30 protein-coding genes and 1 pseudogene are annotated in these 26,424 nt (G+C 63.7%); 20 read left to right on the top strand and 11 right to left on the bottom strand.

Going from position 1 to position 26,424, the window contains the following annotated elements:
• Position 1: 1 nt before the first annotated feature.
• The 4 genes from napA to G0Q01_RS16165 all read left to right on the top strand — a co-directional run bounded on the left by napA (position 2) and on the right by G0Q01_RS16165 (position 4,342).
• Positions 2–2,494 carry a nitrate reductase catalytic subunit NapA gene (gene napA, locus G0Q01_RS16150; RefSeq protein ID WP_164213625.1) on the top strand — a complete coding sequence of 831 codons (2,493 nt, stop codon included), beginning with the start codon at positions 2–4 and terminating at the stop codon, positions 2,492–2,494.
• 330 nt (positions 2,495–2,824) lie between these two features.
• The gene (locus G0Q01_RS16155; protein ID WP_092431210.1) at positions 2,825–3,268 is read left to right on the top strand and encodes a nitrate reductase cytochrome c-type subunit; all 444 of its coding nucleotides are present in this window, start codon (positions 2,825–2,827) and stop codon (positions 3,266–3,268) included.
• A gap of 26 nt (positions 3,269–3,294) precedes the next feature.
• Positions 3,295–3,996, top strand: a complete 702-nt coding sequence (locus G0Q01_RS16160; protein WP_164213626.1) for a NapC/NirT family cytochrome c — start codon at positions 3,295–3,297, stop codon at positions 3,994–3,996.
• Between the two features lie 73 nt (positions 3,997–4,069).
• A complete protein-coding gene (locus G0Q01_RS16165) occupies positions 4,070–4,342 on the top strand; it encodes a hypothetical protein (RefSeq protein WP_235940200.1) in 273 nt (90 codons plus the stop codon).
• A 586-nt stretch (positions 4,343–4,928) separates the two neighbouring features.
• Here the strand turns inward: G0Q01_RS16165 and G0Q01_RS16170 are convergent.
• A complete protein-coding gene (locus tag G0Q01_RS16170; protein ID WP_164213627.1) occupies positions 4,929–6,164 on the bottom strand; it encodes an NnrS family protein in 1,236 nt (411 codons plus the stop codon).
• An 80-nt stretch (positions 6,165–6,244) separates the two neighbouring features.
• Positions 6,245–6,673, bottom strand: a complete 429-nt coding sequence (locus G0Q01_RS16175; protein WP_092431216.1) for a pseudoazurin — start codon at positions 6,671–6,673, stop codon at positions 6,245–6,247.
• Between the two features lie 101 nt (positions 6,674–6,774).
• Between G0Q01_RS16175 and G0Q01_RS16180 the strand changes: the two genes are divergently transcribed.
• Positions 6,775–7,470, top strand: coding sequence for a Crp/Fnr family transcriptional regulator (locus G0Q01_RS16180; RefSeq protein WP_164213628.1), 696 nt, complete (start codon positions 6,775–6,777; stop codon positions 7,468–7,470).
• 28 nt (positions 7,471–7,498) lie between these two features.
• Here G0Q01_RS16180 and G0Q01_RS16185 read toward each other — a convergent pair whose 3' ends face one another.
• Positions 7,499–7,717 (bottom strand): DUF1858 domain-containing protein, encoded by a 219-nt coding sequence (locus G0Q01_RS16185; RefSeq protein WP_164213629.1) that lies wholly within the window; start codon positions 7,715–7,717, stop codon positions 7,499–7,501.
• 125 nt (positions 7,718–7,842) lie between these two features.
• Between G0Q01_RS16185 and G0Q01_RS16190 the strand changes: the two genes are divergently transcribed.
• The 8 genes from G0Q01_RS16190 to hemN are packed head-to-tail and all read left to right on the top strand — an operon-like array spanning position 7,843 to position 14,837.
• Positions 7,843–8,295: a cytochrome c gene (locus G0Q01_RS16190; RefSeq protein ID WP_092431218.1), complete on the top strand. Its 453-nt coding sequence runs from the start codon at positions 7,843–7,845 to the stop codon at positions 8,293–8,295.
• 21 nt (positions 8,296–8,316) lie between these two features.
• Positions 8,317–9,660 carry a cbb3-type cytochrome c oxidase subunit I gene (locus G0Q01_RS16195; protein ID WP_092431220.1) on the top strand — a complete coding sequence of 448 codons (1,344 nt, stop codon included), beginning with the start codon at positions 8,317–8,319 and terminating at the stop codon, positions 9,658–9,660.
• A 3-nt stretch (positions 9,661–9,663) separates the two neighbouring features.
• Complete coding sequence (locus G0Q01_RS16200; RefSeq protein ID WP_164213630.1) at positions 9,664–10,458, top strand: CbbQ/NirQ/NorQ/GpvN family protein; 795 nt, start codon at positions 9,664–9,666, stop codon at positions 10,456–10,458.
• Between the two features lie 4 nt (positions 10,459–10,462).
• Complete coding sequence (locus G0Q01_RS16205; RefSeq protein ID WP_164213631.1) at positions 10,463–12,340, top strand: nitric oxide reductase activation protein NorD; 1,878 nt, start codon at positions 10,463–10,465, stop codon at positions 12,338–12,340.
• 1 nt (position 12,341) lies between these two features.
• A complete protein-coding gene (locus G0Q01_RS26615; RefSeq protein WP_176806976.1) occupies positions 12,342–12,515 on the top strand; it encodes a hypothetical protein in 174 nt (57 codons plus the stop codon).
• Positions 12,512–12,742 (top strand): NnrT protein, encoded by a 231-nt coding sequence (locus G0Q01_RS16210; RefSeq protein WP_092431223.1) that lies wholly within the window; start codon positions 12,512–12,514, stop codon positions 12,740–12,742. Before G0Q01_RS26615 ends, G0Q01_RS16210 begins: the two co-directional genes overlap by 4 nt.
• Positions 12,739–13,431 carry an NnrU family protein gene (locus G0Q01_RS16215; RefSeq protein ID WP_164213632.1) on the top strand — a complete coding sequence of 231 codons (693 nt, stop codon included), beginning with the start codon at positions 12,739–12,741 and terminating at the stop codon, positions 13,429–13,431. The genes G0Q01_RS16210 and G0Q01_RS16215 overlap by 4 nt, the downstream gene beginning before the upstream one ends.
• 50 nt (positions 13,432–13,481) lie before the next feature.
• On the top strand, positions 13,482–14,837 hold the full coding sequence (gene hemN / locus G0Q01_RS16220) for an oxygen-independent coproporphyrinogen III oxidase (protein WP_164213633.1): 1,356 nt from the start codon (positions 13,482–13,484) through the stop codon (positions 14,835–14,837).
• Between the two features lie 69 nt (positions 14,838–14,906).
• Here the strand turns inward: hemN and G0Q01_RS16225 are convergent, their stop codons facing one another.
• From G0Q01_RS16225 to hmpA, 3 genes are all read right to left on the bottom strand, one after another.
• On the bottom strand, positions 14,907–15,710 hold the full coding sequence (locus G0Q01_RS16225; protein WP_092567504.1) for an SUMF1/EgtB/PvdO family nonheme iron enzyme: 804 nt from the start codon (positions 15,708–15,710) through the stop codon (positions 14,907–14,909).
• Positions 15,711–15,806: 96 nt separating this feature from the next.
• Positions 15,807–16,955: a copper-containing nitrite reductase gene (gene nirK / locus G0Q01_RS16230; RefSeq protein WP_164213634.1), complete on the bottom strand. Its 1,149-nt coding sequence runs from the start codon at positions 16,953–16,955 to the stop codon at positions 15,807–15,809.
• Between the two features lie 399 nt (positions 16,956–17,354).
• A complete protein-coding gene (gene hmpA, locus G0Q01_RS16235) occupies positions 17,355–18,536 on the bottom strand; it encodes an NO-inducible flavohemoprotein (RefSeq protein WP_164213635.1) in 1,182 nt (393 codons plus the stop codon).
• Between the two features lie 147 nt (positions 18,537–18,683).
• On the opposite strand from hmpA, the gene G0Q01_RS16240 reads away from it, so the two are divergent.
• Positions 18,684–19,115: an Rrf2 family transcriptional regulator gene (locus G0Q01_RS16240; RefSeq protein WP_164213636.1), complete on the top strand. Its 432-nt coding sequence runs from the start codon at positions 18,684–18,686 to the stop codon at positions 19,113–19,115.
• Between the two features lie 85 nt (positions 19,116–19,200).
• Here the strand turns inward: G0Q01_RS16240 and G0Q01_RS16245 are convergent, their stop codons facing one another.
• A complete protein-coding gene (locus G0Q01_RS16245; RefSeq protein WP_164213637.1) occupies positions 19,201–19,905 on the bottom strand; it encodes a FadR/GntR family transcriptional regulator in 705 nt (234 codons plus the stop codon).
• 90 nt (positions 19,906–19,995) lie between these two features.
• Between G0Q01_RS16245 and G0Q01_RS16250 the strand changes: the two genes are divergently transcribed.
• Both G0Q01_RS16250 and G0Q01_RS16255 read left to right on the top strand, forming a co-directional pair.
• The gene (locus G0Q01_RS16250) at positions 19,996–20,751 is read left to right on the top strand and encodes a sulfite exporter TauE/SafE family protein (protein WP_164213638.1); all 756 of its coding nucleotides are present in this window, start codon (positions 19,996–19,998) and stop codon (positions 20,749–20,751) included.
• Between the two features lie 54 nt (positions 20,752–20,805).
• Complete coding sequence (locus G0Q01_RS16255; RefSeq protein WP_164213639.1) at positions 20,806–21,951, top strand: HPP family protein; 1,146 nt, start codon at positions 20,806–20,808, stop codon at positions 21,949–21,951.
• 80 nt (positions 21,952–22,031) lie between these two features.
• Here the strand turns inward: G0Q01_RS16255 and G0Q01_RS16260 are convergent, their stop codons facing one another.
• A complete protein-coding gene (locus tag G0Q01_RS16260; protein ID WP_164213640.1) occupies positions 22,032–22,637 on the bottom strand; it encodes a hypothetical protein in 606 nt (201 codons plus the stop codon).
• A 282-nt stretch (positions 22,638–22,919) separates the two neighbouring features.
• Between G0Q01_RS16260 and G0Q01_RS16265 the strand changes: the two genes are divergently transcribed.
• Positions 22,920–23,114, top strand: a complete 195-nt coding sequence (locus tag G0Q01_RS16265) for a hypothetical protein (protein WP_164213641.1) — start codon at positions 22,920–22,922, stop codon at positions 23,112–23,114.
• Positions 23,115–23,365: 251 nt separating this feature from the next.
• On the opposite strand, the gene G0Q01_RS16270 is transcribed toward G0Q01_RS16265, so the two are convergent.
• The 3 genes from G0Q01_RS16270 to G0Q01_RS16280 form a co-directional block, all read right to left on the bottom strand.
• Positions 23,366–23,659: a DNA-binding transcriptional regulator gene (locus G0Q01_RS16270; protein WP_164213642.1), complete on the bottom strand. Its 294-nt coding sequence runs from the start codon at positions 23,657–23,659 to the stop codon at positions 23,366–23,368.
• Positions 23,656–23,997 carry a type II toxin-antitoxin system RelE/ParE family toxin gene (locus G0Q01_RS16275; protein ID WP_164213643.1) on the bottom strand — a complete coding sequence of 114 codons (342 nt, stop codon included), beginning with the start codon at positions 23,995–23,997 and terminating at the stop codon, positions 23,656–23,658. Before G0Q01_RS16275 ends, G0Q01_RS16270 begins: the two co-directional genes overlap by 4 nt.
• Before the next feature lie 85 nt (positions 23,998–24,082).
• The gene (locus G0Q01_RS16280) at positions 24,083–24,976 is read right to left on the bottom strand and encodes a DMT family transporter (protein ID WP_164213644.1); all 894 of its coding nucleotides are present in this window, start codon (positions 24,974–24,976) and stop codon (positions 24,083–24,085) included.
• A 404-nt stretch (positions 24,977–25,380) separates the two neighbouring features.
• Here G0Q01_RS16280 and G0Q01_RS16285 point away from each other — a divergent pair.
• From G0Q01_RS16285 to G0Q01_RS16295, 3 genes and pseudogenes are all read left to right on the top strand, one after another.
• Positions 25,381–25,719, top strand: a pseudogene (locus tag G0Q01_RS16285) (transposase); the annotation flags it as partial.
• On the top strand, positions 25,713–26,066 hold the full coding sequence (tnpB, locus tag G0Q01_RS16290; protein ID WP_164213646.1) for an IS66 family insertion sequence element accessory protein TnpB: 354 nt from the start codon (positions 25,713–25,715) through the stop codon (positions 26,064–26,066). The pseudogene G0Q01_RS16285 and the gene tnpB, both read left to right, overlap by 7 nt.
• A 54-nt stretch (positions 26,067–26,120) precedes the next feature.
• On the top strand, positions 26,121–26,366 hold the full coding sequence (locus G0Q01_RS16295; protein WP_235940201.1) for a transposase: 246 nt from the start codon (positions 26,121–26,123) through the stop codon (positions 26,364–26,366).
• Positions 26,367–26,424: the final 58 nt, after the last annotated feature.

Raw genomic sequence — 26,424 nt, forward strand, 5'->3', positions numbered from 1 at the left:
CATGACCATCTCGGACTCGCGCAGGACTTTCCTCAAGGCCACCGCCGCCGCCAGCACCGCCGCCGCAGCGGGCATCTCGCTCGCCCCCGGCGCGCTGGCGCAGACCCCGGGAAATTCGGACATCCGCTGGGACAAGGCTCCCTGCCGCTTCTGCGGCACCGGCTGCTCGGTGCTCGTGGGCACCAAGGCGGGCCGGGTGGTCGCCACGCAGGGTGACCCCGAGGCCCCGGTGAACCGCGGCCTGAACTGCATCAAGGGCTACTTCCTGTCGAAGATCATGTATGGCGCCGACCGGCTCACCACGCCGATGCTGCGCAAGTCGGGCGGCGTCTACGACAAGAACGGCGAATTCGAGCCGGTGAGCTGGGACGAGGCCTTCGACGTCATGGCCGAGAAATGGAAGGCGGCTCTGGCCGCCAAGGGGCCGACCTCGGTGGGCATGTTCGGCTCGGGGCAATGGACGGTCTGGGAGGGCTACGCCGCCTCCAAGCTGATGAAGGCGGGCTTCCGGTCGAACAATATCGACCCCAACGCCCGGCACTGCATGGCCTCGGCGGTGGTCGGCTTCATGCGCGCCTTCGGCATCGACGAGCCGATGGGCTGTTACGACGACTTCGAGCACGCCGACACCTTCGTGCTCTGGGGCTCGAACATGGCCGAGATGCACCCGATCCTCTGGTCGCGGCTGACCGACACGCGGCTGACCAAGCCCGGGGCGCAGGTGCATGTTTTGTCGACCTTCGAACACCGCAGCTTCGAGCTGGCAGACAACGGCATGGTATTCACGCCGCAGACCGATCTCGCGATCCTCAACTACATCGCCAATTACATCATCCAGAACGATGCGGTGAACTGGGACTTCCTGGAAAAGCACGTCAACCTCACGAAGACCGCCACCGACATCGGCTATGGCTTGCGCGACACCGACCCGCTGCAGCAGGCCGCAGCCAACCCCAACTCGGGCGAGCTGACCCCGATCGACTTCGACGAATATGCCGCCGCCGTTTCGGAGTACACGCTGGAAAAAGTCTCCGAGATGTCCGGTGTGCCGGCACATCAGCTCGAACGGCTGGCCGAGCAATACGCCGATCCGAACCGCAAGGTCATGTCGCTCTGGACCATGGGCTTCAACCAGCACACGCGCGGCGGATGGGTGAATGGGCTGTGCTACAACATCCACCTGCTGACCGGGAAGATCTCCGAGCCGGGCAACTCGCCCTTCTCGCTGACCGGCCAGCCCTCGGCCTGCGGCACCGCCCGCGAGGTGGGCACCTTTTCGCACCGGCTTCCCGCCGACATGGTGGTGACCAACCCCGAACACCGTGCGCATGCCGAGGAAATCTGGAAGCTGCCCGAGGGCACCATCCCCGATAAGCCGGGCTTGCATGCGGTGGAACAGAACCGCGCGCTGCGGGATGGAAACCTCAACGCCTATTGGGTGCAGTGCAACAACAATATGCAGGCGGCCCCAAACATCAACCAAGAGGGTTGGCCCGGGTACCGGAACTCTGACAACTTCATCACGGTGTCGGATGCCTACCCCACGGTAACCGCCATGTCCGCCGACCTCATTCTCCCCGCCGCCATGTGGGTTGAAAAGGAAGGCGCCTATGGCAATGCCGAGCGCCGCACCCAGTTCTGGCGCCAGCAGGTCATGGCCCCGGGCGAGGCCAAGTCTGACCTCTGGCAGCTGATGGAGTTTGCCAAGCGCTTCACCGTCGAGGAGGCCTGGGGCGACGAGCTTGTGGCCAAGATGCCCGAGCTCGCCGGAAAGACACTCTACGAAGTGCTCTACCAGAACGGCAACGTGGACAAGTTCCCACTCGAGGAGACCGCCGAGGGCTTTGACAACGTCGAGGCGCAGCATTTTGGCTTCTACGTGCAGAAGGGGCTCTTCGAGGAATATGCCACCTTCGGGCGCGGCCACGGCCACGACCTCGCGCCCTTCGAGCAGTACCATCAGGCGCGCGGGTTGCGCTGGCCGGTGGTCGACGGGCAGGAGACGCTCTACCGCTTCCGCGAGGGCTATGACCCCTATGTGCCCGAGGGCTCGGAGGTGTCCTTTTACGGCTACCCGGATGGCAAGGCGAAGATCATCTTTGCCCCCTACGAGGCGCCGCCCGAAGTGCCCGACGACGACTACGACCTCTGGCTCTCGACCGGGCGCGTTCTGGAACATTGGCACTCCGGCTCGATGACCCGCCGGGTGCCCGAGCTGCACCGCGCTTTCCCCGCCGCCGTAGTATTCATGCACCCAGAGGATGCCGAGGCGCGGGGGCTTCGGCGCGGGCAGGAGATCGCCATCTCGACCCGGCGCGGCGAGATGCTCAGCAGGGTCGAGACCCGCGGCCGCAACAAGCCGCCGAAGGGCGTGGTGTTCGTGCCCTGGTTTGACGAGGGGCAACTGATCAACAAGCTCACACTGGATGCCACCTGTCCGCTGTCCAAGCAGACCGACTTCAAGAAATGTGCCTGCAAGGTCGAGCGGGTATGAGCTGGGCCGTCCACGCCCGAGGAGAGGTTAGAGGAGGCCGACCATGCCCACCGCCACGCCGTTTTCACCCCAACGCCGCAGTTTCCTGAAGGATACCGTGCGGATGGCCGGCGGCGGCGCGCGTCAAGGATGGCGATACACCGCTTGTCCTTTCGCTCGATTGCGCCAGTCACGGGCGCTGCGTCGAGGCCTGCTCGGTCGACGTTTTTGCCTTCACTTGTCACTTCGACACCCATGTCGAGGCCCCCTCCTCCCCGCCCGAACGATCCTGACACTCCACCGCCTGAGTGACCCACCCTGCGTGACAGCAATCAACTACGGAGAGCGCCCATGAAACTGCCGGTCATCGCGAGGATCGCCGCCTTCGCAACGCCCCTGCTCGTCGCGGGGCTGGTCGTGGCGCAGACATCCGGAGGCATCCAGTCGCTGCGCGGCGCCTCGGTCGATCAGGAACTCCAGCCGCCCGAGATCTACCAGCAGCAGGAGGGCCGCGAGGTGCGCAACTACCGGCAGCAGCCGCCAGTGATCCCGCATTCCATGACGCAATATCAGATCGACCTGCGCACCAACCAATGCCTCAGTTGCCATGACTGGAGCAATGCCGGTGACCGCGGCGCTCCGACGCTGTCGATGACACACTACCTCGACCGCAGCGGGAACCAGCTCGACACGGTGGCCGGCACCCGCTGGTTCTGCAATCAGTGCCACGTCCCGCAGGCGGATGCGCCGGCGCTGGTCGGCAATGACTTCGAAGCCTCCAGCGAAATGCGCTGAAGCAACGGCCCAATGGGAGAGACGAGATGCCGGATAAAAACGAGCTCGGTCGCCGCAATATCCTGCTTCGGATCTGGGACAAGTTCTGGAGCCCCACCGGGCTGTTCAGCACCGGCTTCCTCCTGATCGCGGGTTTTTTGGGCGGCATCCTCTTCTGGGGTGGTTTTCACTGGTCGCTGGAGATGACCAACACCGAGGAGTTCTGCACATCCTGCCACTCGATGGAGACGAACCTCGGCGAATACCGCCAGACTGTCCACTATAACAACCACTCCGGCGTGCGGGCGATCTGCTCGGACTGCCATGTGCCGCACGAGTGGCAATACAAGATGAAGGCGAAAATCATGGCGGTAAAGGATGTCTATCACGAGGTGCTGGGCACCATAAACACCTCGGAGAAATACGAGAATCGACGGCTCGAGATGGCCGCGGCGGTGTGGAAGAAGATGAAGGCGACCGACAGCCGAGAGTGCCGCAACTGCCACGCCTTCGAGTACATGGATTTCACCATCCAGGAGACGCGGGCGGCACAAAATCATCAGCGCGCGGTCGACGAGAACATGACCTGCATCGACTGCCACCAGGGCATCGCGCATGACCTCGCCCCGGGCTACCTTGAGGAATACCAGCACGTGGTCGAAACCCTGGCGCAGAGCCGCATGCCCGAGGCGTCGGGGCGCGTCGATGTCGCCTCGATCCGCTCATACCTCGGCATCTCGGCGGACTGACCACCTACCGGGCCAAACGGCGCCGGGGCGATGTCCGGCCGGCCCCACGCCAGCAACTCACGGAGACCAGACCATGCTGAGCCTGCTTGATCTACTCGGCACCATCGGGGGTAGCATCCTCGGCCTGCCCGGCATCCTCGGCGTCGCGCTCGGCATGACGACCCGGAACTGGATCATCGCGATGATCCTGGGCGGGGTGATCGGGGTCCTTACCCCAATTATTCTCGGGGGACATCATTCTGCGCACGTGCCGATCACCACACTCGAATACAGCGTCTCGACGGTCATTGGCATCATCGCCGGGCTTGTGGGATGCGCCATCCGGCGCAAAGGCGCCATGCTTTGACTCGAGTATCGTCAAGGCCACGAGATCGGATCACGGCCTACACCAAAGGAAACGAACTCGCCCAAGCTTGGAGACTGATCGGGTCCGGTTCGAACCGAGTCTCAAGCCCACCGGCGAAAGCGAAAAGCAGTCAAGGTAGCGAGGGCTGGCGGAAACAACGGCTGGCATGTCAATGTCCAGCGCAGTGGCAAAGACCGGAGGGAATCCGCAACCCGCCTAAACGTGGTGACCAAACCTATTCAGGATCAGCAAATCAGCGGCCCTGGCCAAATGATCAACACTCCCAAAAGCCGTAAGACCGCGAGTATTCGAGAGCCACGAGATCGCCCTGCAACTGCATCAGCGTCCGGCGCTTCTTCTGGCACTTCGTGACCTCCATCTTCAGCCCCGCAGCAAGTATTGCGGCGTAGGGAAGAAGTTTGCTCGACCGAGCCGGAGCCTTGAACGTCGCCTCGACTGCGCCAGCGTTGATAAGTCTTGATAATGTTTCGCAACAGGCAGGTTCGGCGGGTCAGAGGACGCTCCAGTATTCGCCGGTGATTTCGGCACCCGCCCTCCAGGGCGAACATTCATGGAACAAAGTCAGTCAAGTTGTTGCTCGAGCGTCCGATGTGGCAGCTTCTTGTTTGTCAGGCGGTGAACTGGGCATCTTCCGCGCCACCCGCGGTCGGGCAAGCCACGGACCGATCCGCCACGCAAGCAGGGCGAAACCGGCAGTCCAGAGCGCGGCAGATAGGTCGATCCCGTCTAGCGGGCCCAGCCACAAATGAGTGCCGGCCACGCGGGCAGCGCAGGCTGCGACGACAAGCACGAAGGCGGCCGTCAGCACTGGGCCAGCCACCAGCGGCCGGCCGGTGTGCCCCATCGTCGCTCGCATCATTACCGCGACGGTCATTCCGCCCACGGCCCCGATCCCGAAGATGTGCGCCGCGCCAGCCGGCCCGGTAAGGTCGATCGCCGCCGCCACCACTGATGCGAAACCGAGCGGAACCATCAGGTAGGCGAGGTGCAGCATCAGCAGAAGCGGCGAGCGCCATGTCTCCACGCCGCGCCAGCGGACAAGCCGGACTAAGTGCAAAATGGCCGCCACCGAGTTGAGCACGGTGCAAGCCATGCCAAAGGGAGCGACCACCCAGGCGATCAGCGCCGCCGCGCCGGATACCAGGCAAAGCCCGTCAAAGCGATTGAAGGCGACAGGCAGCCGGGTCGCGCCGCGATGGACCAACCAATTGCGCGTAAAGCTGGGGACAACCCGTCCACCGATCAGCAGGATTAGAAAGATCAGCAGGGCAATTCCCAGCCCGCGACCGAGATCCGCGCTGCCCTCTACCATCGCCTCGACATGAAACAGCAGGTTGGCGATCCAGAGAAGCGACACAGGCACCAGAACCTTGAGATTGCGCCAGTTCTTTCCGGCGACGATTTCTCGCGCGATCATTGCTGCGACTGCCAGGAGGAACATCTGGTCGACGAATGCCACCGCCGTCGGACTCAGCCCTAGTCCTCCGGCCACCGCCACGCGACCGGCCAGCCATACAGCCAAAAGTAACGCAAGCGGCCAGCCGCGTGTCGGCAGTCGTCCGGTCCAGTTCGGCACCGCGGTGAACAGGAACCCTGCCAGTACAGCGGCACCATAGCCGAAGACCATCTCGTGGACATGCCAGTCGGTGGGAATAAAATGGCCTGCGCGGGCGATCTCTCCGCGCCAGATCAACAACCATGCGGGGATCGCGACAAGCGCGAAGAGCACAGCAGACAAAAAGAAGGGCCGGAAGCCATAGGACAACAGCGCCGGGCCACGGTAACGCTCACGAAGGGGCATGGGGTTCCTCCAGGCCTAAAGACAATCGGGCGGTGCGTCTGGCACCGCCCGGATCGGTCGAACGTCAAAGGGACGAGTGATCATTCGACTTGTTCAAGCAGCTCCGCCATGCGGTCTTTCGATTTCCCTTTCTGCTTCACGCCTGCAGCCGCGTCGAAGTTCACCGCATCACCAACCTGGATCAGGGCCACCATTCCCATGGCGTAATGCGGGGTGCACTTGATGCCATAAACGCCTTCCGCCGCGGCGGTGAGTTCGAATTCTTTGTTCATATCGGATTTGAAGGCCTCGACGCCATCGGGAAGCATGCCATCGATACTTTCCGCATTGTGCCCTTTGTCGGTGGGAACAAACTTGATCACGTCGCCCGCTTCCGCCTTCACGAAAGCCGGTTCGAATACCATGGCACCGGCCTCACCGCGGTTCAGCATTTTGATCTCGATGGTCTCGGCACCGGCAATCGTCGCGGTCACTGCAAGGGTAGCAGCCACCATCATTTTCGCAAACATCGGAACATCCTTTCTTCTTCGTCCGCTTGTTTCGCCTGGCACATTTCTGGTTTAAGACAGTCTCCTGAACGTTGCTCTTGATCAAACTCGCGGACCGAAACTTGCTGAAGCTCGACGAAAGCCTTCTGAGCGGCCTGCCACCCTTCTCGCGGCTCAGCAGATCGCAGATCCGCGAAATCCTCGATCAGGCCAGCTCGCGCCGCTACGAGGAAGGCGTGGCCATTTTCCGCGAGGGCCACGATGCCGATCGCTTTTTTCTGCTTCTGGACGGCTATCTGCGGGTAATCCGCACCACGCCCGGCGGCGAACAGATCATCGTCTTGCACATCTCGCCCGGTCAGCTCTTTGGCATCGCCCCGGCGCTGCAGCGTGACACATTCCCCGCCACATCCGTCGCGGCGGCGGAATCTATCGCGCTGTCTTGGCCGGTGCGGCTGTGGCCCGAATTCACGTCAAAATACGACGGTTTCGCCACCGAAAGCTACAAGACGCTGGGTGCGAGGCTGGGCCAGATCCAGGAAACCCTGACCGAGATGGCGACTCAGGCAGTGGAGAAACGCGTCGCTGCCGCGGTGCTTCGCATGGTTAATCAAAGCGGTCGAAAGACCGAGAAGGGGATTGAGATCGCCTTTCCGGTCACCCGCCAGAACATTTCAGATATGACGGGTACCACCCTGCATACTGTGAGCCGGTTGCTTTCTGCTTGGGAAAAGGCAGGCATGGTTCAATCTACGCGAAAGCACATCGTCGTCACCGATCCGCATCGATTGGTCGTGCTCAGCAACGAGACCGGCTGAACCCTTACTCCATTGTCTAGCTGTAACGCTACCTTCCCGCTCCCAGCTGGCCGACAATCGCGTTCCGGAAGGTATCTTCGTCCAGACCGTACTCCCGGCAGGAATCCATGATCGTATGAAACGGCGCGATTGGGCAGCCAGGGCAAAGCATTCCTAGGTCCAGGAACGGACGTGCCGCCTCGGGCCAGAGCGCGAATAGGTCCGCCAGCGTCAGATCAACATCATCAATGTTCGGGCGGCGGCGCATGGAGAAGTCCTTTCCTCCGGAACCCTGCCAGCACCTTTCACCGGGTTCTTTGCGCTTACACAACAAACGGTCGCCTGCCGCCGCGTAGACCTCGCGTATCCGAAACAAACTGCCGGGACCGCGAAATGTCAGAGATACTTACAAAATCGCGGGCCAGGAACGTGTTCTACGGGGGATCCATTTTCTTCGTGCTCGTGTTCGTGGCCCTGACGGCGCAAAGCCACCGTCACATCACCCAGACCGCGACCGCCGGGATGGAACTGACCGATGAGGTCCGCCACGGCAAGCATGTGTGGGAACGTCATTCCTGCATCAACTGCCATACCCTGCACGGCGAGGGTGCCTATTTCGCCCCCGAACTCGGCAACGTGATGACCCGCTGGGGCGCGGCCGAAGATCCCGAGCTGGCCTACGAGATCCTCGACGGCTGGATGAAGGCACAACCCTCCGGCATCGAGGGGCGCCGCCAGATGCCCTTCTTCGAGATCACCGACGAAGAGATGCGCGCCCTTGCCGAGTTCCTTCGCTGGGCGGATCAGACCGACACCCAGGGCTGGCCGCCGAACGACGCCGGCTGATGCTCTGACAGGAGACAAGCAATGAAGTACCAATCGCAAAAGGTGGCTTACGCCTATTTTCTCGTGGCCATGGCGCTGTTCGGAATCCAGGTGCTGGGCGGACTGCTCGCCGGGTGGATCTATGTCGCGCCCAACACGCTGTCAGAGGTCCTGCCCTTCAACGTGGTTCGCATGATCCATACAAACGCGCTGATCGTCTGGCTTCTGCTGGGATTCTTCGGTGCCGCCTACTACCTCGTGCCGGAGGAGAGCGAGCGTGAGATCTTCTCGGTCAAGCTCGCCTACATCCAGCTTGCCATCTTGGTGATCGGCACGCTTGGCGCCGTGGTCTCCTACCTCGCCGGAATCCACGGCGGGCGCGAGTTCCTGGAACAGCCGCTCTGGGTCAAGTTCGGGATCCTCGTTGCCGCCGTGATCTTCCTTGTAAACGTGTCGCTGACCTTCCTCGCCGGGCGCAAGACGGCGATCACCAACATCCTGATGATGGGGCTGTGGCTGCTGTGCCTGCTCTGGGTCTTCGCCTTCATCAACCCCGACAACTTGTCACTCGACAAGATGTACTGGTGGATGGTGGTGCACCTTTGGGTCGAGGCGACGTGGGAACTGGTCATGGCGGCGATCCTCGGATTCCTGATGCTGAAGCTCACCGGCGTGGACCGCGAGGTGATCGAGAAATGGCTCTATGTGATTGTTGCGACTGCGCTGTTCTCGGGCATTCTCGGCACCGGACACCACTTCTACTGGATCGGTACGCCGGGCTACTGGCAGTGGATTGGCTCGATCTTCTCGACCTTCGAGGTGGTGCCCTTCTTCGCCATGATGTCCTTTGCCTTCGTGATGGTCTGGAAAGGCCGCAAGAACCACCCAAACAAGGCCGCGCTGTTGTGGTCACTCGGCTCCTCCACCGTCGCCTTCTTCGGTGCGGGCGTTTGGGGTTTCCTGCACACGCTACACGGGGTGAACTTCTATACCCATGGCACGCAGATCACCGCCGCCCACGGACACCTGGCCTTCTACGGCGCCTACGTGGCCCTCAATCTCGCGATGTTCAGCTATGCGATGCCGGTCCTGCGGAATCGCGCGCCCTACAACCAGGTGCTGAACATGGCATCTTTCTGGCTGATGACCGGTGGGATGGCCTTCATGACCTTCACGCTGACTTTTGCCGGCACGATCCAAACGCACATGCAGCGGATCGTAGGTGACTACTACATGGACGTGCAGGACCAATTGGGTCTGTTCTACCTGATGCGCTTCGGGTCCGGCGTGGCCGTGGTGCTGGGCGCGCTCCTGTTTATCTACTCCATGCTCGCGGTGCGCCGCGAGGTGATCAAACCCGGCCCCGTGGCCGTTCCGGGAGAGTGAGCGATGAAAGACATGAACACACCCGACCTGCCGTTCTACCAACCTGCCGGCGATGAATGCGCAGTGTTCGAGACGGCCCATGAAAACGGTCTGCCCCTTCTTCTGAAGGGGCCCACCGGCTGCGGCAAGACGCGGTTTGTGGAACACATGGCGGCGCGTCTCCGCCTGCCGCTGCACACCGTGGCCTGCCATGACGACTTGTCCGCCGCCGACCTTATCGGACGCTACCTTCTGAAGGGGGGAGAGACCGTCTGGGTCGATGGGCCATTGACACGGGCAGTGCGCGAAGGCGGGATCTGCTATCTCGACGAGGTGGTCGAGGCGCGCAAGGACGTCACAGTCGTGCTGCACCCGCTGACCGACGACCGCCGCCGGCTGGTCATAGACCGCACGGGCGAGGAACTGGCAGCGCCCGACTCCTTCATGCTCGTGGCCAGCTACAACCCCGGCTACCAGAATATCCTGAAAAAACTGAAACCGTCGACACGGCAGCGTTTCGTCTCGATCGGGTTCGCGTTTCCCTCGCCAGAGGTGGAGGTGCCCGTCGTGGTCCGCGAAAGTGGTCTGGACGAGGCGCGCGCGGCCGCCCTGGTGCGGCTGGGGGGTAAGATCCGAGCGCTTTCGGGCATGGACCTCGAGGAAGGCGTCTCCACCCGCCTGCTGATCTACGCAGCCACCATGATTGCCAAGGGGATGCCAGTAGACCGCGCGCTCGAAGCCGCAATCATCGAACCGCTTAGCGACGAGGCGGACACGCAACAGGCGCTGCGAGACCTCGCCGCCGTGATCTACGGGTAGGCCCATGCTACACGTTCTCGACCTGATGGAGCCCGAGGAGACCGTCGGCAACCTCTGGCACGACATGGCCTCCCGGTGGGGGGCTGCGACCGGCGACGCCGCCCGCGCAGTGACGTTCGAGGATATGCGCCGATCCGTCACCACGCTGTTCCGAGCACTCGGTGGCGCAGCGGGCGTGGAAATCGCGCACGCCCCGCTCATGACCTCCGACCACCGGACAGGCCGCATCCGCCGCATCGGAACGCCGCGCGAACGGGTGCATGTCGCTGATTTCGACGGTGACCGTCTGCGCCTGCCACCGGTGATCGACGCTTTCCCGACGCACGAGCTGAACAGGGCCTGTTACCTGTGGCTGGCGGCATTGGCGGCCCATGTCGAGGTCCCATCGCCAGAGGCCGACGCATTGGCCGCAGACCGGGCCGAGATCGCCGCGCTGGCGGCCGCGTCGGACCGGACCTATGCCGCCTGCCCCGGCCTGCGGCAAGCATACGACAGTCTGTGCCGGCTGATAGTACAGTATCGTAGCCGCGGCGGTCTGCCGCGCTGCGAGGCCGGTGTTGAACGTCTGATCCTCGACCAGCTGAGCGGCGTCTCAGATGCCGAGGAATGCCGGGTCTGCCCCGCCCCCCGAAGGTACCGGAGCTATGCGCCCGTCCCGGTCTGGCTGCGGTTGCGCAACGCGACCCGGGTCGACAAGTCCGCGTCGGACGAGTTGCAAGACCCCGGAACCGCGATGGCGGTGCCCACCCGCAAGGATGCCCGCCGCGAGGACCGCGACCAGGCCAACCGCAACGACAGCTTCATCATTCACCGCTTCGAGACGATCATGTCCTGGGCGGAAAGCCTCAACCTCAATCGGATGGTCGACGACGACGACCAAGATAACGCCGCCAAGGCCGCCGAGGATCAGGAGTACCTGTCCCTGAGCCAGAACCTGAAACGCGCTGCCACGCGCCTGCGCCTGTCTCTGGATCTTTCGCCGCAGGATGCCGAACACGAGCACCTGGCAGGAAAGTTCACCTACCCGGAATGGAACCGCCGCACGGGGGACTACATGCCCGGACACACGCGGGTGCTGGAAGCGGAAGCCAGCCCGCGCGACCTGTATTCCCCGGATCCGAAGCTCGTTGCTCGGGTCAAACGTCAGTTCGCTCCGCTGCATCCAAGGCGCGTGGTCCTGCCGCGGCAGATCGACGGTGACGACCTGGACCTTGACGCGGTGGTGACATCCCGCACCGACATAACCTGCGGCCACGAGGGCAGCGACCGCATCTGGCAGTCGAACCGACCAATGGCGCGAGATCTGTCCGTGGCGATCCTGATGGATTGCTCGCGCTCGACGGAGGCGGCGATAGGCGACACCTCTGTCATAGAGGTCGCGCGCGAGGCGTTGTCCTCGCTCGCCGAAGGAATCGATACTGCCGGCGACCGGTTGGGCATCTGGGGCTTCTCGTCCCTGCGCCGCGATCGGGTGTTCGTGCACCGAGCCAAGGCCTTCAAGGAACCGATGAGCCGTGCGGTAACCGCACGGATCGGCGGGCTCACTCCGGGCCACTACACCCGCCTCGGTGCCGCGATCCGGCACGTATCGGCACAACTGGCCGAAGAGGGCGCGACGCGCCGCCTGCTCCTGGTGCTGACCGATGGCAAGCCCAACGACCTGGACCACTACGAAGGGCAGCACGGGGTCGAAGACAGCCGCATGGCCGTCCGCGAAGCCCGCGCGCTGGGACAGGCGGTGCATGGTGTGATCGTGGACGAGGACGGACAGGACTGGTTTGCCCATATCTTCGGTCGTGCCGGGTTTACGCTGTTGCCAAACCCCGCCCGCCTGCCCCGTGCCCTCCCCAACATCTATCAAACCCTGACTATGGAGAGATGACGTGAAACGCATTCTTGCCCTCGTCTTGACCCTGCCCGCAACGGCGCTGGCCGAGCCCTTCGAACGGCCGATCCCGCAGCCGCAGACCGAGGCGGCCGAGTTCTGGTTTCTTGTCGGCTCCCTCGCGCTGATCGCCGCCTTGGCGGCGGTGCAATGGCTGGTAAGCCGGCGATGAGACCTGAACGTCGCCCCTCGTGGAAGCTGCTTTCCGCGCTCTACCCGTTCGGCGCGGGCGCGATGGGTGTGAACCTGTTCTTCGCCGCGCTGATCGGGTCTTGGCTCGGCTGGCCAGTGCTGACTCCCTTGCAGGCCGCCGCCGGAGGGCTGGTCATCGGCCTGCCCGCCACCTATGCCTTCGCCGGGCACATCGTGCGGCTGATGGAAAAGGCGGAGGATGCATGACCGGTTGGACAGAATACGGGCTCGCGCTGACGCTTTTCGTGGCGAGCCATTTCCTGCCGCGCGTCGGCGGCCTGCGTGAACGGCTGATCGGCGTGGTCGGCCGGCGGGTGTATTTCGGCGTCTACGGGCTGTTGTCCACCATCCTGCTGGTCTGGGTGGTCTCGGCTGCGATCCGTGCGCCCTATGTCGATCTCTGGCCGCAGCTGCCCTGGACCCGCTGGGTGCCGAACATCGCCATGCCGATCGCCATGATCCTGGTGACCTGCGGCACCGGGCTTCGCCAGCCCTTCACACTCGGCGGCAAGCGCGGCGCAGAGTTCGACCCCGCACGGCCCGGATTCGCCGCCATCTCGCGCCATCCGCTGTTTCTGGCACTGGCGCTGTGGTCCGGTGCGCACCTGGTGCCGAACGGGGATTTGGCCATGGTGATCCTGTTTGGCAGCTTCCTTGTCATGGCACTGGCCGCAATCCCCGCTTTCGACGCGCGGGCCCGCCACTCACTTAACGGCAACTCCGGCGCATTCTTTGCAAATACCGCTATCCTGTCCCTCTCTCCTCTGGTGCGCGGCGACTGGATGCGCGCCAATGCGCGCGGGACGGCGATCCGGGCAGGTGTCGGGCTTGTCCTCTGGATCGCACTCTTGCATCTTCACTCGGTGATCATCGGCGTTTCGCCCTTCCCGATTTGAACTTGTTTCAGCGCAAAGAACGTCGCGCCGGAAACCTTCATACAGGGCACATGAAACAGATCGACCGCCTCAGAACCCTCGGCCTCTTCGACGCCCGGGTGCCCCGCTATACCTCGTACCCGACAGCACCAGTGTTCTCGACCGACGTCTGCGCGCCCCAGCAGGCGAGCGCCCTCGCGGCGCTGGACCCGGCAGAACCGGTATCGGTCTATATCCACATACCATTCTGCGAGCGGCTGTGCTGGTTCTGCGCATGCCGGACCCAGGGCACGAAAACGCTGAGCCCTGTGGAAAGCTATATCAGCACTCTGGAACAGGAACTCGCCCTGCTCGCAGACACGCTTCCCGAGGGGCTGCGCATGGGCCGGATGCACTGGGGTGGCGGCACACCGACAATCCTGCCGCCTGCACTGATCCGCCGGCTGGCACGGGCGGTGAAGGCGGTCATCCCGCATACTGACGACTGGGAATTTTCGGTCGAGTTCGACCCGACCATGGTGGACCGCGACAAGATCGCCGCTCTGGCCGACGAAGGCTTGAACCGTGCTAGCATCGGCATCCAGGATTTCGACCCCGTCGTGCAAAAGGCCATCGGCCGCCTGCAGCCCTTCGGCGTCACGCGCGCCTGCGTTGAGGGTCTTAGAGCCGCTGGCATCCGTTCACTAAACGCGGACCTCGTCTACGGCCTGCCGCATCAGGACCTCGCGCGGCTGGATGACACCGTGAGCAAGGTGCTGGACCTGAAGCCCGACCGCATCGCCGTGTTCGGCTACGCCCATGTGCCGTGGATGTCGAAGCGGCAGCAGCTGATCGACGAGGACGCGCTGCCGAAAGAGTTGGAACGCTACCAGTTGTCCGAGTTGGCAGCGCGTCGCTTCGGTGAAGCGGGGCTGGAAAGCATCGGCATCGACCATTTCGCCCGCCCCGGCGACGCGCTCGCTCTGGCCGCGAGGAGCGGCCGCCTGCGCCGCAATTTCCAAGGCTATGTTGATGACGCCTGCGCAACGCTCATCGGCCTTGGCGCCTCGTCGATCTCACGCCTTCCCACGGGCTACATCCAGAACGCCGCCGTCACGCCTGCCTACGTCCAGCGGATCGAGGCCGGCCATCTGGCCGGCGCGCGGGGCCATATGATGAGCGATGACGACCTCATGCGCGCCCGCGCGATCGAGATGATCATGTGCACGTTCAAATTGGACCTGGAAACCCTGCGGGACGCCCATGGAGACGCGGTGGACCAGCTGCGCTCCGAAATTGCCCTGCTGCGCGACCGCTTCGGCGAGATAGTCGAGGGCCGCGGCGCGACAATGTCGATCCGGCCCGAGGCGCGGGCCCTGACCCGCATCATCGCCAGCCATTTTGATGCCCACGTGCCCGAAGCTGCGCGCTACAGCCAGGCATCGTGACACATACGCGGGTGCCGAGCTGGTGCACATCCCGGGGTTGGCCATTCCGGCGCTGTCAGCGCCGAACTGCTAGTCCAGGGAACGTACCAGCCGGAAGCCTAGATGGTCAGGCGGCAGTCCGACAGCGCAGCCGCCGACACTGGCGTCACGCACAATGTCCACGATTGCGGCCCGGTGCATCCCGCCAGCGATCCGCACCCAGCAATAGGGTTCGCTTTCGGCAATCGAGCCGTCGTCGTTCAACGAGCCGCGTTCCATGCAACTGTCCGTCCATTCCCAGACATTGCCTGCCATGTCGACCACCCCCCGGGAATTGACGCCGAAACTGCCCGTTGGTCGAAGGGTCGGGCTGGCGGTTCCACGCAGCAGGACACCAGCTTTGTAATTGGCCAGCATCCGCTCGCCAGGATCAAGGTCGCCCGGATCGACGTTTGCATCGGCATAGCGTTCGGCCGCGGCGTGCTGCCATTCCATCGCTGTCGGCAGGCGCCAAGTCTGCCCGGTGACCCCGGAATACCAAAGCGCGAAGTCCGTGGCATCCTGCCAGTTTACCTGGGTCTGAGGCACCCCAGTGCCGGCCGCCGGAACCTCCGAGCAGGCTGAGGCTGAGACGCAGGCCCCGTATTGTTCCCGACTGACCTGGTACTTCATGATCTCGAACGCCCGGACCTCGAGCGAAACCGGGTCGGGAGCACCAACCCTGCCGCCTCGGGAAAAACTTCCGAACGGACGGTATTCAACCGTGCCACCCGGCACTTCGACAAGTGCGGCCGGGTCGAACGGCGCGTTCGGCGTGTCACGCTTGGTCAGCAACAAGGGAACGGTTGCAAAAGTCAGTGCGGCGACACCTGCAACAAGGCGGGAAGGTTTCATGGCGAGGCTCCTGAGCCAGAAGGGGCGGCCGGCCTGACCCCACCGCCCCACTTTTCTCTCGGTTTGGGCAGCCCTCTGCCGGGCCGCGACCGGAGCTTACGGCAGAGCGGTCTTGCCCTCGTAGACCGCGTCGTACTCGATCGGAGCCTGCACTTGTTCCATCAGGTCATTGTTCCAGTCGCCCTCGACGACCACGTGGGCCGTCGCGCCCAGGTTCACCGCCTCGATCAGATTGTGGTTCACGTAGGCGTAGACCCCTGGCTGCAGGAATTCATAGAGCATCGCCCCGGCAGAGCCGCCGCGGATCAACCAGGTTTCAAGATCGCGCTCTGGCGGGTTGTTGAACTTACCAGTCTCCCAGACAAGGTCGCCGTGACCGCCAATCAGGTGCGGACGGGTGTCGCGGTTGGCCTGGCTGTGCACGAACAAGACCTTCTCGCCCTGGCGCGCATGCAGCGCGTTGTCGCCCGTCAACGCACCAACTTTGCCGTTGAACACGACGTGGGTAGGGATCAAGCCGTTCATGACTTCGAGCGTATCGGGATAGCTTTCGCCCGCATCCTCGAAGCGCTTGAATTCCCCCTTCTCGTCCTTCGGAATGTAGAAATCGTTCTCACCGATGTAGAACACGCGGTCGTATTTCACCGGATCGCCCTTGTGATCCGTCAGACCGCCTCGCGGCAGAACCATGATGGCACCGGACATGCCGCTGACGACGTGCCACGGGATCATGGGACCGCCTGGAGCACAGTGATAAACGAAGGTGCCTGGGCGCGTCGCCTTCCACCGCAGCGTGGTCTTCTCACCCGGGTTCACCAGGGTCAGTGACCCGCCGCCCAGAGCCCCAGTGGAGGAGTGGAAGTCGATATTGTGCTGCATCAGGTTTTCGGGCGAATTGTAGAGCGTCAGCTCGACGTAATCGCCCTCATGCACCACCATGAGCGGGCCAGGGATCGAGCCATTGAAGGTCATCGCCTGCAGGTAGGCGCCACTGTCGACCTCGACCTCCTTTTCGATGATCTGCATCTCGAATTCCACGATACGCGGCCCTCCTGGGGCGGTCTGCTCGTGTTCGTGCACCATCGGCGGACGGACCAGCCGGCGCTTGATACGCTGAAGGCTGGAGAGGTCGACAGGCTCCGCCATCGACGTATCCATGATTTCCTCGGCCTTGGCGGCCTTCGCCAGAACGGGGGTCGCGGCGATCCCTGCGGCGCCCATCAGGGCGGCTCTTCGCGTCAGCATTTCTTGTCTCCTTTCCGGTATGATTGTTGTTCGGAAGGAGGACACTGCGATTGGACCCTTGTCACTTTGCGCAAGCACAAGGTTCAGGTTCGATTCAGCCGAGAACTCGCATCTTTCAGCCTCAACGCGGAGCAAAGCGCAGCCAAAAGAAAGAATGCAGAGCGGAGCGTTCTCGCTTGGGTAGAAAAAGCTCCGGGCGCAACTCCGCGCAACCTTAGTAGCTTTGGAATCAGGGGGACGAATTGGTCCACAGACGACGCGAGACCCGCCCCCCTGGATGAACGTTCGGACACCGTAGCATGACAGCGCAGGGCTGGACCGTGCCCGCATGCAATCCGAAGTCGTGGTCCATTGGCCTTTCTCCTCGCGATGGTCTGCTGCGGCGGGTGCCCGGAGCGTTCAGCCCAATACCTCCGCTGCTGGTCCGAAGAACTCATGGTGAATGCGGGCATTGGGCACATTCGCCGCCTTAAGCCCACGCACCATCGCCTGCATGAAACCAACCGGGCCGCAGATGAAATAGTCGGCCTGCTCGATGTCGGTGTTCTCGGTCAGCCAGACAGGGTCGATGCGTCCCTCCAAGACCCCCTCCTTGCGCTCCCGCCCGCCAAGATCCTCATAAAACGCAAAGGTCGCGTCGGCGAGCCTACCAGAGATCCCGGTCATGGCGTGGCGCTCCGGATCCTGCGCCGCGTGGACATGGATCATGCGCAGACCTTTCCCGCCACAGGCTTCGAGCATCGAGATCATCGGCGTCAGTCCGACACCGCCCGAGAGCAGCACCACTTCCCGCTTGTCACGGGGGTCGAGGAAGAAGTCACCCGCCGGCGGCGCGACTTCGATCCGCTGGCCCACCTCGGCCACCTCGTGCAGCCAGTTCGACACGCGCCCGTGCGGCTCCCGCTTCACGGTGATGCGGTAGGTCTGACCGTTTGGCGCCGAGGAGATCGAATAGTTCCGCCGCTGCTCCTCGCCATCGGCAAGATGGAAGCGGAAGCTGAGATACTGGCCAGGTAGGTGCTGGACGACTGCGCCGCCGTCCACGGGACGCAGAACGAAGGAGACGATATCCGTCGCTTCGCGCCGCTTCTCCGCGATTTCGAAGGAGCGCCAGCCGCGCCAGCCACCGGACGCCTCTGCCGTACCCTGGTAGATGTCCTCTTCGCGTCCGATCAAGATGTGCGCGAGCTGCCAATAGGCCTCGCCCCAGGCACTCAGGATCTCCGGCGTTGCAGCCTCACCCAGCACCTCCGAGATCGCTCCCAGAAGCGCATCTGCGACATGCGGATAATGCTCCGGGAGAATCTGCAAGCCCGCGTGCTTCTGTGCGATCCGTTCGACGGCCTCGGCCAATACGTTCGGCGTGCGGATATGGGTTGCATAGGCCACCAGCGCATTCGCAAGGGCCTTGTGCTGTGGTGCCTGGCCCTCCTGATTGGACATGTTGAAGAGCGCGCGGATTTCTTCGTCCGCAAGCAGGCGCCGGTACATCGCAGGGACGATCTGATCGACATGCTGGGCCACGACCGGCGCGGTCGCTTCGATGATCTGCAGGGTTGCTTCGCTGAGCGGGCTCGACATGACGCTCTCCTAAAAGGTTCCGATAATCGGCATCTATACACGCCCTTCAAAAACATGCCACCCGTTCGTATCTTAAAGCCCTGCGTCATTGCGTCCCGGCCTGAGCGGACCGGTGCAGACTCCTGGCGCGACGGAAAGGACCGGAACATGCGGCTCAACGACAGCACCGACATTGCGCTGCGGATCATGATCCACGCCGCCTCGACCGGCGGCCACCGCATCACGATCGACCAGATCGTCGCCCACTACCACCTGCCGCGCAGCACGGTCATGAAGGTGGTCAATGCGTTGACACAGGGAGGATTTCTCAGCGCGCAGCGCGGCCGTTCAGGCGGACTGACGCTAGCACGGGACGCGGGCGACATTCCCGTGAGCGCCTTGGTCGAGCATATGGAGACCGATTTCGCCCTGGCGGAATGCATGCGCCCGGGCAACGCCTGCACAATCACGCGGCACTGCCGCCTGATCTCCCCCCTTGAGGAGGCACGCCGCGCCTTCCTTGCCGCGCTCGCGCGGTATTCCGTCGCCGACATTGCCCTCGCGCCCGCAGAGTTCGGTCTGACCGCGCCCGATACCTGAAGCCTTTCGGGTCTCTAGGCGCGCCGCCCCAAGGCGCCAGCGCACCGCCAGCGCTTCTGCATTCTCAGAACCTAAGCACCCAACCCTACTGTCCCGCCCCCGGCAGCCCGGCCGCGCGCATCGCCTCCGAGATGGTCTCGAGATGCCCCCGCATCGCCGCCGCCGCGGGCTCCGGGTGGCACCCCGAGATCGCCGACGCAATGGCCTCGTGCTGGGCGCTGTGGCGCTCGGTGAACGCGCTGACGCCGAGCCTCCGGTAGGTCAGCTCCCACTCTCGCTGCCATGCCGCGTGACGCCGCACACCCGCAAGATAGTCAAGCAGTCCCAGCAGGATTGGGTTGCCGGTCACCTCGGCGATGCCGCGGTGAAAGGCCGCGTCGAGCTGCTCGCTTTCGGGCCGCGTGCGCGCCCTGCGGCCGCGCTGCGCCAGCTCCGCCAAATAGGCCGCCTGCTCCGGGGTGGCGAGCCGCGCCGCCTCGGCGGCCACCGAGGGCTCGATGGTCTGCCTCGCCTGCATGAGCTGCATCGGCGACGCACCCTGCACGAGGATCTGCTCGCGGATCGGATAGCCGAGCGGCCGCGGGCCGCAGAAGGTGCCCTGCCCGACATGCCGCCAGATCTCCCCTTCGCGCTCGAGCACCTGCAAAGCGCCGCGCAGCGTCTCGCGGCTGCAGCCGAGCAGGCGGGCAAGCTCGCGCTCGGGCGGCAGCCGCGCGCCAACCTCGGTGGCCAGATCGGCCACCAGCCCGCGGAGTTCCGACAGGACCACCTGCCCCCGCTTCGAAGTCATGCCGCGCCTCCCGCTCCGGGCCAAACCCAGACCAATTTGCAGACCAATGCCATGCTATGCAACACCGCGCTTCTCTCGAGGAGGACTCATATGCTGACCACGACCATCCTTGCCCTTGCCGGTTTCGGCGCAGGGGCGCTCAACGCCATCGCGGGCGGAGGCACATTCCTGACCTTTCCCGCGCTGGTCTGGCTCGGCGTGCCGCCGATCATGGCCAATGCCACCGCCACTTTCGCCGCCCTGCCCGGCTATGCCGGAAGCAGCTGGGCCTATCGCCGAGACATCCAGGCAGGCGAAGGGCCAAGCCTGCGCGCGCTCGTCGTCACCGCGCTGCTTGGCGGGATCCTCGGTGCGCTGCTGCTGTTGGTCACCCCCGAGGACCTGTTTTCCGGCGTCATTCCCTGGCTGCTGCTGATCGCCACTCTGGCCTTTGCTGCCGGTCCCGCGCTCCTGCGCGGGCTGCTCGCCTCGGGGCGCAGCCTACCCGATGCCGTCTCGCTAGCGCTGCTGCTGCTCGTCTCGATCTACGGCGGCTATTTCAACGGCGGGCTCGGGATCCTGCTGCTGGCCGCCTTCGGGCTCATCGGCATGAGCGACCTGCACCGGATGAACGGGCTGAAGACGTTGGCCTCGCTGGTGCTCTCGGCTGTCTCGGTCGCCACCTACAGCCTTGCCGGGCTGATCGACTGGAGCGCGCTGATCGTGACCGGCCTTGGCTGCACTGCGGGCGGATACGTCGGGGCGCATATGGCCCGCAAGGTGCAGGACATCGCGCTGCTGCGGACCTTCATCGTCACCGTGGGGCTGGTCACCACCATCGTCTTCTTCACTCAAGCCTATGGTTGAATTTTTCACGAAATGCTGAATTTTTGCGCAGAAGATGCACAAGGCAGTTCTCATATGCAGATTCTTCGCTCCCTCGGGCCCGCTGTGGCGCACGTTTCCCTACGCGAGTCGTTGCGCGCAGGCTTTGGCGCTTTGCTTGGCCTAGGCGTCACCGGGCTGTTCCTGCTCTCACCGCAGGTCAACCTGAGCCTTGGGCTCTATCTCGTCGCGCCCTTCGGCGCGACCTCGGTGCTGCTTTTCGCGGTCCCCAACAGCCCCCTCGCCCAGCCCTGGTCCGCCATTGTCGGAAACACCGTCGCGGCGCTCGTGGGCGTTGCAACCTGCCTGCTGATCGCCGACCCGGCGCTGCGCATCGCGCTCGCCGTGGGCCTCGCGATCACCGCGACGATCTTGTGCCGCGCGGTGCATCCGCCGGCGGGGGCGGTGGCAATGACCGCCGCCATGAGCCCCGACGCCATCGACCATCTCGGCTTCTGGTTCGCCCTGACCCCCATCGCCGCGGGCACCACTGCGCTGGTCATCCTCGCCGCGCTCTACGCAAAGCTCACTGGGCGGCACTACCCGTTCCGGCAGTTCGACGCCCCCGGCCAGCACGGCACCGAGGACCGTGCCCCCTCCGAGCGCCTCGGGCTCTCCGAAGCCGAGCTCTCCGGGCTACTGGAGCGTTATCGGCAGTCGTTCAACCTCGGGGTCGAGGATCTGGCGCGGCTCATCGGCGCCGCCGAGATGCAAGCCGCGAGCCATCATGCAGGCCCGCTCAATGCCGAGGACATCATGTCACGCGATCTGGTCACTGTTGGTGGCGGCACCTCCCTTGCCGAGGTCGCCGAGCTGTTCCGGCGGCATCGGTTCACCTCGCTGCCAGTGGTCGGGCCCGAGCAGAGGTTTCTCGGGGTGATCTTCCAGATCCATCTGATCACCCGCGCCCGCGAGGATGCGCAGCGGCTTGAGCGGGGCTTCCTGCCCGCCTTCCGGCGGCTCGTCGATCTCGGGCGAGAAACCCCGGTGACCGCCTCGGACATCATGAATGTCGCCGGCCCGCGCGCGACGCGCGCCTCGCCGGTCGCCGCGCTGCTGCCGATGATGGCGGATGGCGACGTCGATGCCATCCCGGTGCTCGAGCGCGGACGCATCGTCGGCATCGTCACGCGGACAGACATGATCGCTGCGCTGGCACGCCAGGCGCTGCGGCACCGCTGAGATCGCCGCAGGAAAAAGCCTGCAGACCAAAAATGTCCGAGACAAGCTCGGCCGAAGTCCAACAGGGAGGTAGGGACGGCCTATAGCCGTGGAACTTTGCGAGCGTTTGGCCAAGCGTGGTAAGGATTGTTCGACACGATTGGCGCCTCCAATTCGTCCGCCAACTCGATCACCCACGCCGCGACCGACTTCTCCGACGGGCAGATGTCGATATTCACGTCACGGTCCAGGAGCCGACGGAATCCGCGGAGATCACCCTCTTCGCCCAACGACGTCCGGCAGGCGTCAGGGGCCAGAACGATATGCGGCGTGACCCGCCGCGCCTGCAGCATATCGATCACGGTGCGCAGCGCCTCCAGATTTGCGACCCTTCCCTCCCAGCACATCACATCCATGCCATCGACGATAGCGAGATCCCGGCGCCAAGCCCGCGGCGTCGACTCAGGGTCATTGTAGGAGGCCCCGGACGCCTCCTGACTTGGCGACTCCGCTCTGGGATGGGCGCAATCGGGGTCGCCGACGACCAGGCCAACTCGGGAGGCGCCTTCCTCGCCCTGAGGCTCAGTCACCTGCGCAGAGATCTGTTCGGTGGCCGCGTCCGAGTGCGTGTGAGACGCGAGCAATTGAGCGGTGTTCGCATCCGCAAGGCGACCGGTCGCGACGAGCTCCGAAGTTTCCGCGCCCATGGAAGCTGGATATCTTCGCAACCAGGCAAGCGCCTTTCGGAGGATATCGAATACGTATCTGAGAAGCATTTTTCGTGTAGTTGATGCGGTGCAGCGCAAAGATTATAGAAAGACCGACCGCAACAGCAGCGCCGATAAGGAGCCAGCAAATTGCCGCGGGGCCATTACTGTCGCACCATCGCTTTGGCGAAGTCCAGCGTCATGATGAATGGCGGCCGCGACGGTGAAGCCATCCCTTTGCAGCCTGCAGATTCTCGCGGAACGACCTGAGGACACGCCCCAATGCGTGATTTTGTCATTGTCTGCGGCCCGAAAGGGCATGTCTGGCATGGTGCTCACATCCTGGTAACAGAAAGGGCCGGAAACCATGTCGTGACAAGTCTCGGCACCTTCAGACGCGACCGCTACGGCACACTCCGCCTCGAGACCAACCCTGCCTTCCGCATTGAGGAGGACCCGGAAGTAGAGCAGACCTGACCATGATGCCAGTCAACTACTTGGGATTTAGCCAGGAGCTTTGGCTTCGACCGATACCTACCCTGCAGGGTCTCAGCTGATCCAGCGAACATCATGTCTGAAATTTACTACATATTTCGGACAAGCGAAGCGAGAGTGCGGTCCCGCATCGATGCAGCCGGCCCCGACGGTCTCGAAGCACCATGGCGCTAATCTTCACGGTGCCGCTGGGGGCATTGCCGAAAACGGTCGTTGGCGCCTTTCCTGGCTGCTCACCTACCGCGCAGGAGATCCTGAACGACTGAGGGCTGCTTGGCGATGAGCGCCAGCAACACCTGCGCCGGCCCGGTAGGCTGCCGGCGCCCCTGCTCCCAGTTCAGCAACGTGCCCTTTGCGACTCCAATACTCTTGGCGAACTCGCTTTGTGACAGTCCGGTTTTCTGCCGGACTTTGGCGACATCGACGCTGGCGACCGCAACGTCATGCACCTTGGCGCCAGCCTGCTGGCCCGCTGCGAAGGCCAGCGCCTCTTCGAGACCCCTGGTCACAGATTCAAATGCGCTCATTTGTCGTCTCCGTATCTGGCGATGATCGCCTTGCTCATCTCTACGGCCGCGGCCTGCTCCGACTTCGAGAGGTTGGCTTTCTCGTTTTTGGCGAACACCGTGATCAGGAAAATCGGCATGTGGCTGCCTCCGAACACGTAGATCGTCCTGAACCCACCGCTCTTGCCGCCGCCTTCCCGCGGGATGCGAACCTTGCGCAAACCGCCGCCCAGCGACACACCAGCTTCCGGGTTCGCGGCGATGAAAGTGATTGCCGCCGCCCGTTCCTCGTCCGACATGATCGCCTTTGCGCGCTTCTGGAATTCGGGAAGCTCGACCACTGTCTGCAATCGTGTCATCTTCTGCTACCATATATGCGTCATTGACATATACGTCAACGGCGGACTCTCGGAGTCCGCCCTTAACGAGTCTCCAGCCTGGTTCTCAATCTACAGAGGAGCACAGCCCTGGGACGTCATCCAGCATGGCGGCCGGCGCAGGCGATCTCTCCCGGTAGACGACGTAAAGGCCCGAGGCGAGGATGACTGCTATCCCGAGCCAGGTCATCCGATCAGGAAAGTCTCCGAAAACCAGAAAGCCGGCGGCAGTGGCGCCGATGATCTCGAGATACTGGAATGGTGCCAGGAGACCGGCTTCAGCGTGGCGAAAGGCTTCGGCGATCAGGACATAGCTTGCAGCGGCGAGGAGGCCGCTTCCCAAGATCAAGGCCCAGGCCGAAGTCGCAAGGGCGCCAGGGTCTGGGGTGGGAAGCCCCGATGCGTGAAGCGCGAACGAAAGCGCTACCATTCCGAGGCAGGCATAGATTGTGGCGCCGCACTGAATGGTCAGCCCAGAGCGTGTGCGCGTGGCACGGCGGAGGACGATCATGTTGAGCGCATGGGAGGCGGCCGCGAGGAGCGGCAGTAGCGCGGCGATCTCGAACTCCGGTCCCGGCCGGATCACGATAAGCGCACCGACGAGTCCTGTGCCGACTGCTGCGAGGCGCCGCGCTCCGACTGTCTCGCCCAGGAGTGGGCCTGCCAGCAACGTCAGGATTAAAGGCTCAACGAAAAAGATGGCGATCGCGGTGGCAATCGGCATGACCGCGAAGGCGCCTATCAGGCCGATGAGGGTGATCATCACCAGCAGACCGGACAGCGCAACGATCGGAGAGAGCATTGCGCCACGGAGGCGGCCGGGCAACAACGCCGCCGCCGGCAGGAGGAAGGCTGCTTGGGCAACAACGCGCGCGGTCGCGACGTCGACCGGGTTCAGTTTCTCTGTCAGAAACTTCGACAAAGTGTCGCCCAGTGGCAGCAGTAGCATTGCCGCGGCCATGCAGGTCATTCCTGCGCAAGAACCAGTCCACATGGTCCGCGACCTGTCGAACAAGGGAAGAGTCATAGGACACCTCATAACTTCAGGCTCCGCACGATATGTGCGGGAGCAAGTCCGGGCGTTCAGGACATCGGTTGAAAATATCGGGGCTGGGCAGCGGACGCGCGACGCCATCGCATGCTGCCTTGCAACCCGCATATAGGGGTCTTCGAAGGAGTTGTCCAATCCGGGGAGCAGGCCGATCTCTGTAAACGCTGTCGCCGCCCCACATTGCCGACGGGATCAGCCATTGCGAGTTGATACGCATCCAAAAAGAAGGAGTGCGTTTCGCAATGTTCGCAAAGAGTTCATTTCTCACTGCGCTTGGTGTTGAAGTCTTCGCTTCCGGCTAGAGGCGTTGGCCGGATCACGTTAAGGCGCAGGCGGTGGCCGAGACGCTGGAGCCCGGGGCGACGGTGTCGGGTGTCGCGGCGCGCTACGAGATCATGCCGAGCCAGCTGACGGCGTGGCGGCGGCTGGCCAAGGAGGGCAAGCTCGTCTTGCCCGCGGTGGAGGTCAACGAAGCTGTCTTCGCACCTCTGGTGGTCTGCGACGAGATCACGGCGGCCTCTGAGGCTGAACCGCCAAGCGCCGAGACGCCGATCAGGATTGTGCGGGATACGGTCATCATCGAACTCGCGAAGGATGCGCCCGCCGCCCGGATCGCCGAGATCGTCCACGCCTTGGAGGCGCATCCATGTTAATGCCCTCGCAGGGTGTGCAGATCCTGGTGGCGACGAAGCCGGTCGACTTCCGCAAAGGCCATGATGGCCTCGCGGCGCTGGTGCAGTCGATGCTGGCCGAGGACCCGTTCACTGGCACGGTCTTCGTGTTCCGCTCGAAGCGCGCCGACCGGTTGAAGATCCTGTTCTGGGACGGCAGTGGTTTGGTCATGGCCTACAAGCGGCTTGAGGAAAGCACATTCACCTGGCCTTCGATCCGTGACGGGGCCATGACCCTGAACCGCGCACAGTTCGAGGCCATGTTCGCCGGCCTGGACTGGCGCCGGGTGCGGTCACTGGAGGTCCGCCGTCCGGCTGTGGCAGAGTGACTCACCGCGCTGAATAGCCGGACATCGGCACCCCGGGCGCAGTATCATCCGCCCATGTCCAGCGCCCCGCCCATCGACCTGTCCACGATCCCCGAGAGCCAGCGCGCCGCCGTGCTGGCGCTGTTGCAGGAGAACGGCGCACTGAAGGACGCCACCCGGCGGCTGGAGCATCTCGTCGCTGAACTGAACCATGTCGTGCATGGCAAACGCTCCGAGAAGCTGAGCGAGGACGATCGGCAACTGGCCTTCGAAGACCTGGAAACAGCCGTCGCCGAGGTCGAGTGTAACCGCCGGACGTAATCTCCCCGAAACCGCCGTTTGAATTTTCCCCAGACGAGAGCGTCAGGGCCAATTCCGA

The organism is Salipiger sp. PrR007 (genome assembly GCF_010499845.1).
GTDB classification, from domain to species: Bacteria; Pseudomonadota; Alphaproteobacteria; order Rhodobacterales; family Rhodobacteraceae; genus Salipiger; species Salipiger pacificus_A.

Bases quoted from the DNA above. Each gene is read 5' to 3' on its own strand.
- G0Q01_RS16270 (WP_164213642.1), bottom strand. From the start codon at position 23,659: ATGAGCGCATTTGAATCTGTGACCAGGGGTCTCGAAGAGGCGCTGGCC.
- G0Q01_RS16185 (WP_164213629.1), bottom strand. From the start codon at position 7,717: ATGCGCCGCCGCCCGAACATTGATGATGTTGATCTGACGCTGGCGGAC.
- G0Q01_RS16255 (WP_164213639.1), top strand. From the start codon at position 20,806: ATGCAGATTCTTCGCTCCCTCGGGCCCGCTGTGGCGCACGTTTCCCTA.
- G0Q01_RS16215 (WP_164213632.1), top strand. From the start codon at position 12,739: ATGACCGGTTGGACAGAATACGGGCTCGCGCTGACGCTTTTCGTGGCG.
- G0Q01_RS16245 (WP_164213637.1), bottom strand. From the start codon at position 19,905: ATGACTTCGAAGCGGGGGCAGGTGGTCCTGTCGGAACTCCGCGGGCTG.
- G0Q01_RS16275 (WP_164213643.1), bottom strand. From the start codon at position 23,997: ATGACACGATTGCAGACAGTGGTCGAGCTTCCCGAATTCCAGAAGCGC.
- G0Q01_RS16250 (WP_164213638.1), top strand. From the start codon at position 19,996: ATGCTGACCACGACCATCCTTGCCCTTGCCGGTTTCGGCGCAGGGGCG.
- G0Q01_RS16155 (WP_092431210.1), top strand. From the start codon at position 2,825: ATGAAACTGCCGGTCATCGCGAGGATCGCCGCCTTCGCAACGCCCCTG.
- G0Q01_RS16160 (WP_164213626.1), top strand. From the start codon at position 3,295: ATGCCGGATAAAAACGAGCTCGGTCGCCGCAATATCCTGCTTCGGATC.
- G0Q01_RS16165 (WP_235940200.1), top strand. From the start codon at position 4,070: ATGCTGAGCCTGCTTGATCTACTCGGCACCATCGGGGGTAGCATCCTC.
- G0Q01_RS16195 (WP_092431220.1), top strand. From the start codon at position 8,317: ATGAAGTACCAATCGCAAAAGGTGGCTTACGCCTATTTTCTCGTGGCC.
- G0Q01_RS16295 (WP_235940201.1), top strand. From the start codon at position 26,121: ATGTCCAGCGCCCCGCCCATCGACCTGTCCACGATCCCCGAGAGCCAG.
- G0Q01_RS16210 (WP_092431223.1), top strand. From the start codon at position 12,512: ATGAGACCTGAACGTCGCCCCTCGTGGAAGCTGCTTTCCGCGCTCTAC.
- G0Q01_RS16175 (WP_092431216.1), bottom strand. From the start codon at position 6,673: ATGTTTGCGAAAATGATGGTGGCTGCTACCCTTGCAGTGACCGCGACG.
- G0Q01_RS16280 (WP_164213644.1), bottom strand. From the start codon at position 24,976: ATGGCCGCGGCAATGCTACTGCTGCCACTGGGCGACACTTTGTCGAAG.
- napA (WP_164213625.1), top strand. From the start codon at position 2: ATGACCATCTCGGACTCGCGCAGGACTTTCCTCAAGGCCACCGCCGCC.
- G0Q01_RS16265 (WP_164213641.1), top strand. From the start codon at position 22,920: ATGCGTGATTTTGTCATTGTCTGCGGCCCGAAAGGGCATGTCTGGCAT.
- hemN (WP_164213633.1), top strand. From the start codon at position 13,482: ATGAAACAGATCGACCGCCTCAGAACCCTCGGCCTCTTCGACGCCCGG.
- hmpA (WP_164213635.1), bottom strand. From the start codon at position 18,536: ATGTCGAGCCCGCTCAGCGAAGCAACCCTGCAGATCATCGAAGCGACC.
- G0Q01_RS16190 (WP_092431218.1), top strand. From the start codon at position 7,843: ATGTCAGAGATACTTACAAAATCGCGGGCCAGGAACGTGTTCTACGGG.
- G0Q01_RS16200 (WP_164213630.1), top strand. From the start codon at position 9,664: ATGAAAGACATGAACACACCCGACCTGCCGTTCTACCAACCTGCCGGC.
- G0Q01_RS16170 (WP_164213627.1), bottom strand. From the start codon at position 6,164: ATGCCCCTTCGTGAGCGTTACCGTGGCCCGGCGCTGTTGTCCTATGGC.
- nirK (WP_164213634.1), bottom strand. From the start codon at position 16,955: ATGCTGACGCGAAGAGCCGCCCTGATGGGCGCCGCAGGGATCGCCGCG.
- tnpB (WP_164213646.1), top strand. From the start codon at position 25,713: ATGTTAATGCCCTCGCAGGGTGTGCAGATCCTGGTGGCGACGAAGCCG.
- G0Q01_RS16205 (WP_164213631.1), top strand. From the start codon at position 10,463: ATGCTACACGTTCTCGACCTGATGGAGCCCGAGGAGACCGTCGGCAAC.
- G0Q01_RS16260 (WP_164213640.1), bottom strand. From the start codon at position 22,637: ATGGGCGCGGAAACTTCGGAGCTCGTCGCGACCGGTCGCCTTGCGGAT.
- G0Q01_RS16240 (WP_164213636.1), top strand. From the start codon at position 18,684: ATGCGGCTCAACGACAGCACCGACATTGCGCTGCGGATCATGATCCAC.
- G0Q01_RS16225 (WP_092567504.1), bottom strand. From the start codon at position 15,710: ATGAAACCTTCCCGCCTTGTTGCAGGTGTCGCCGCACTGACTTTTGCA.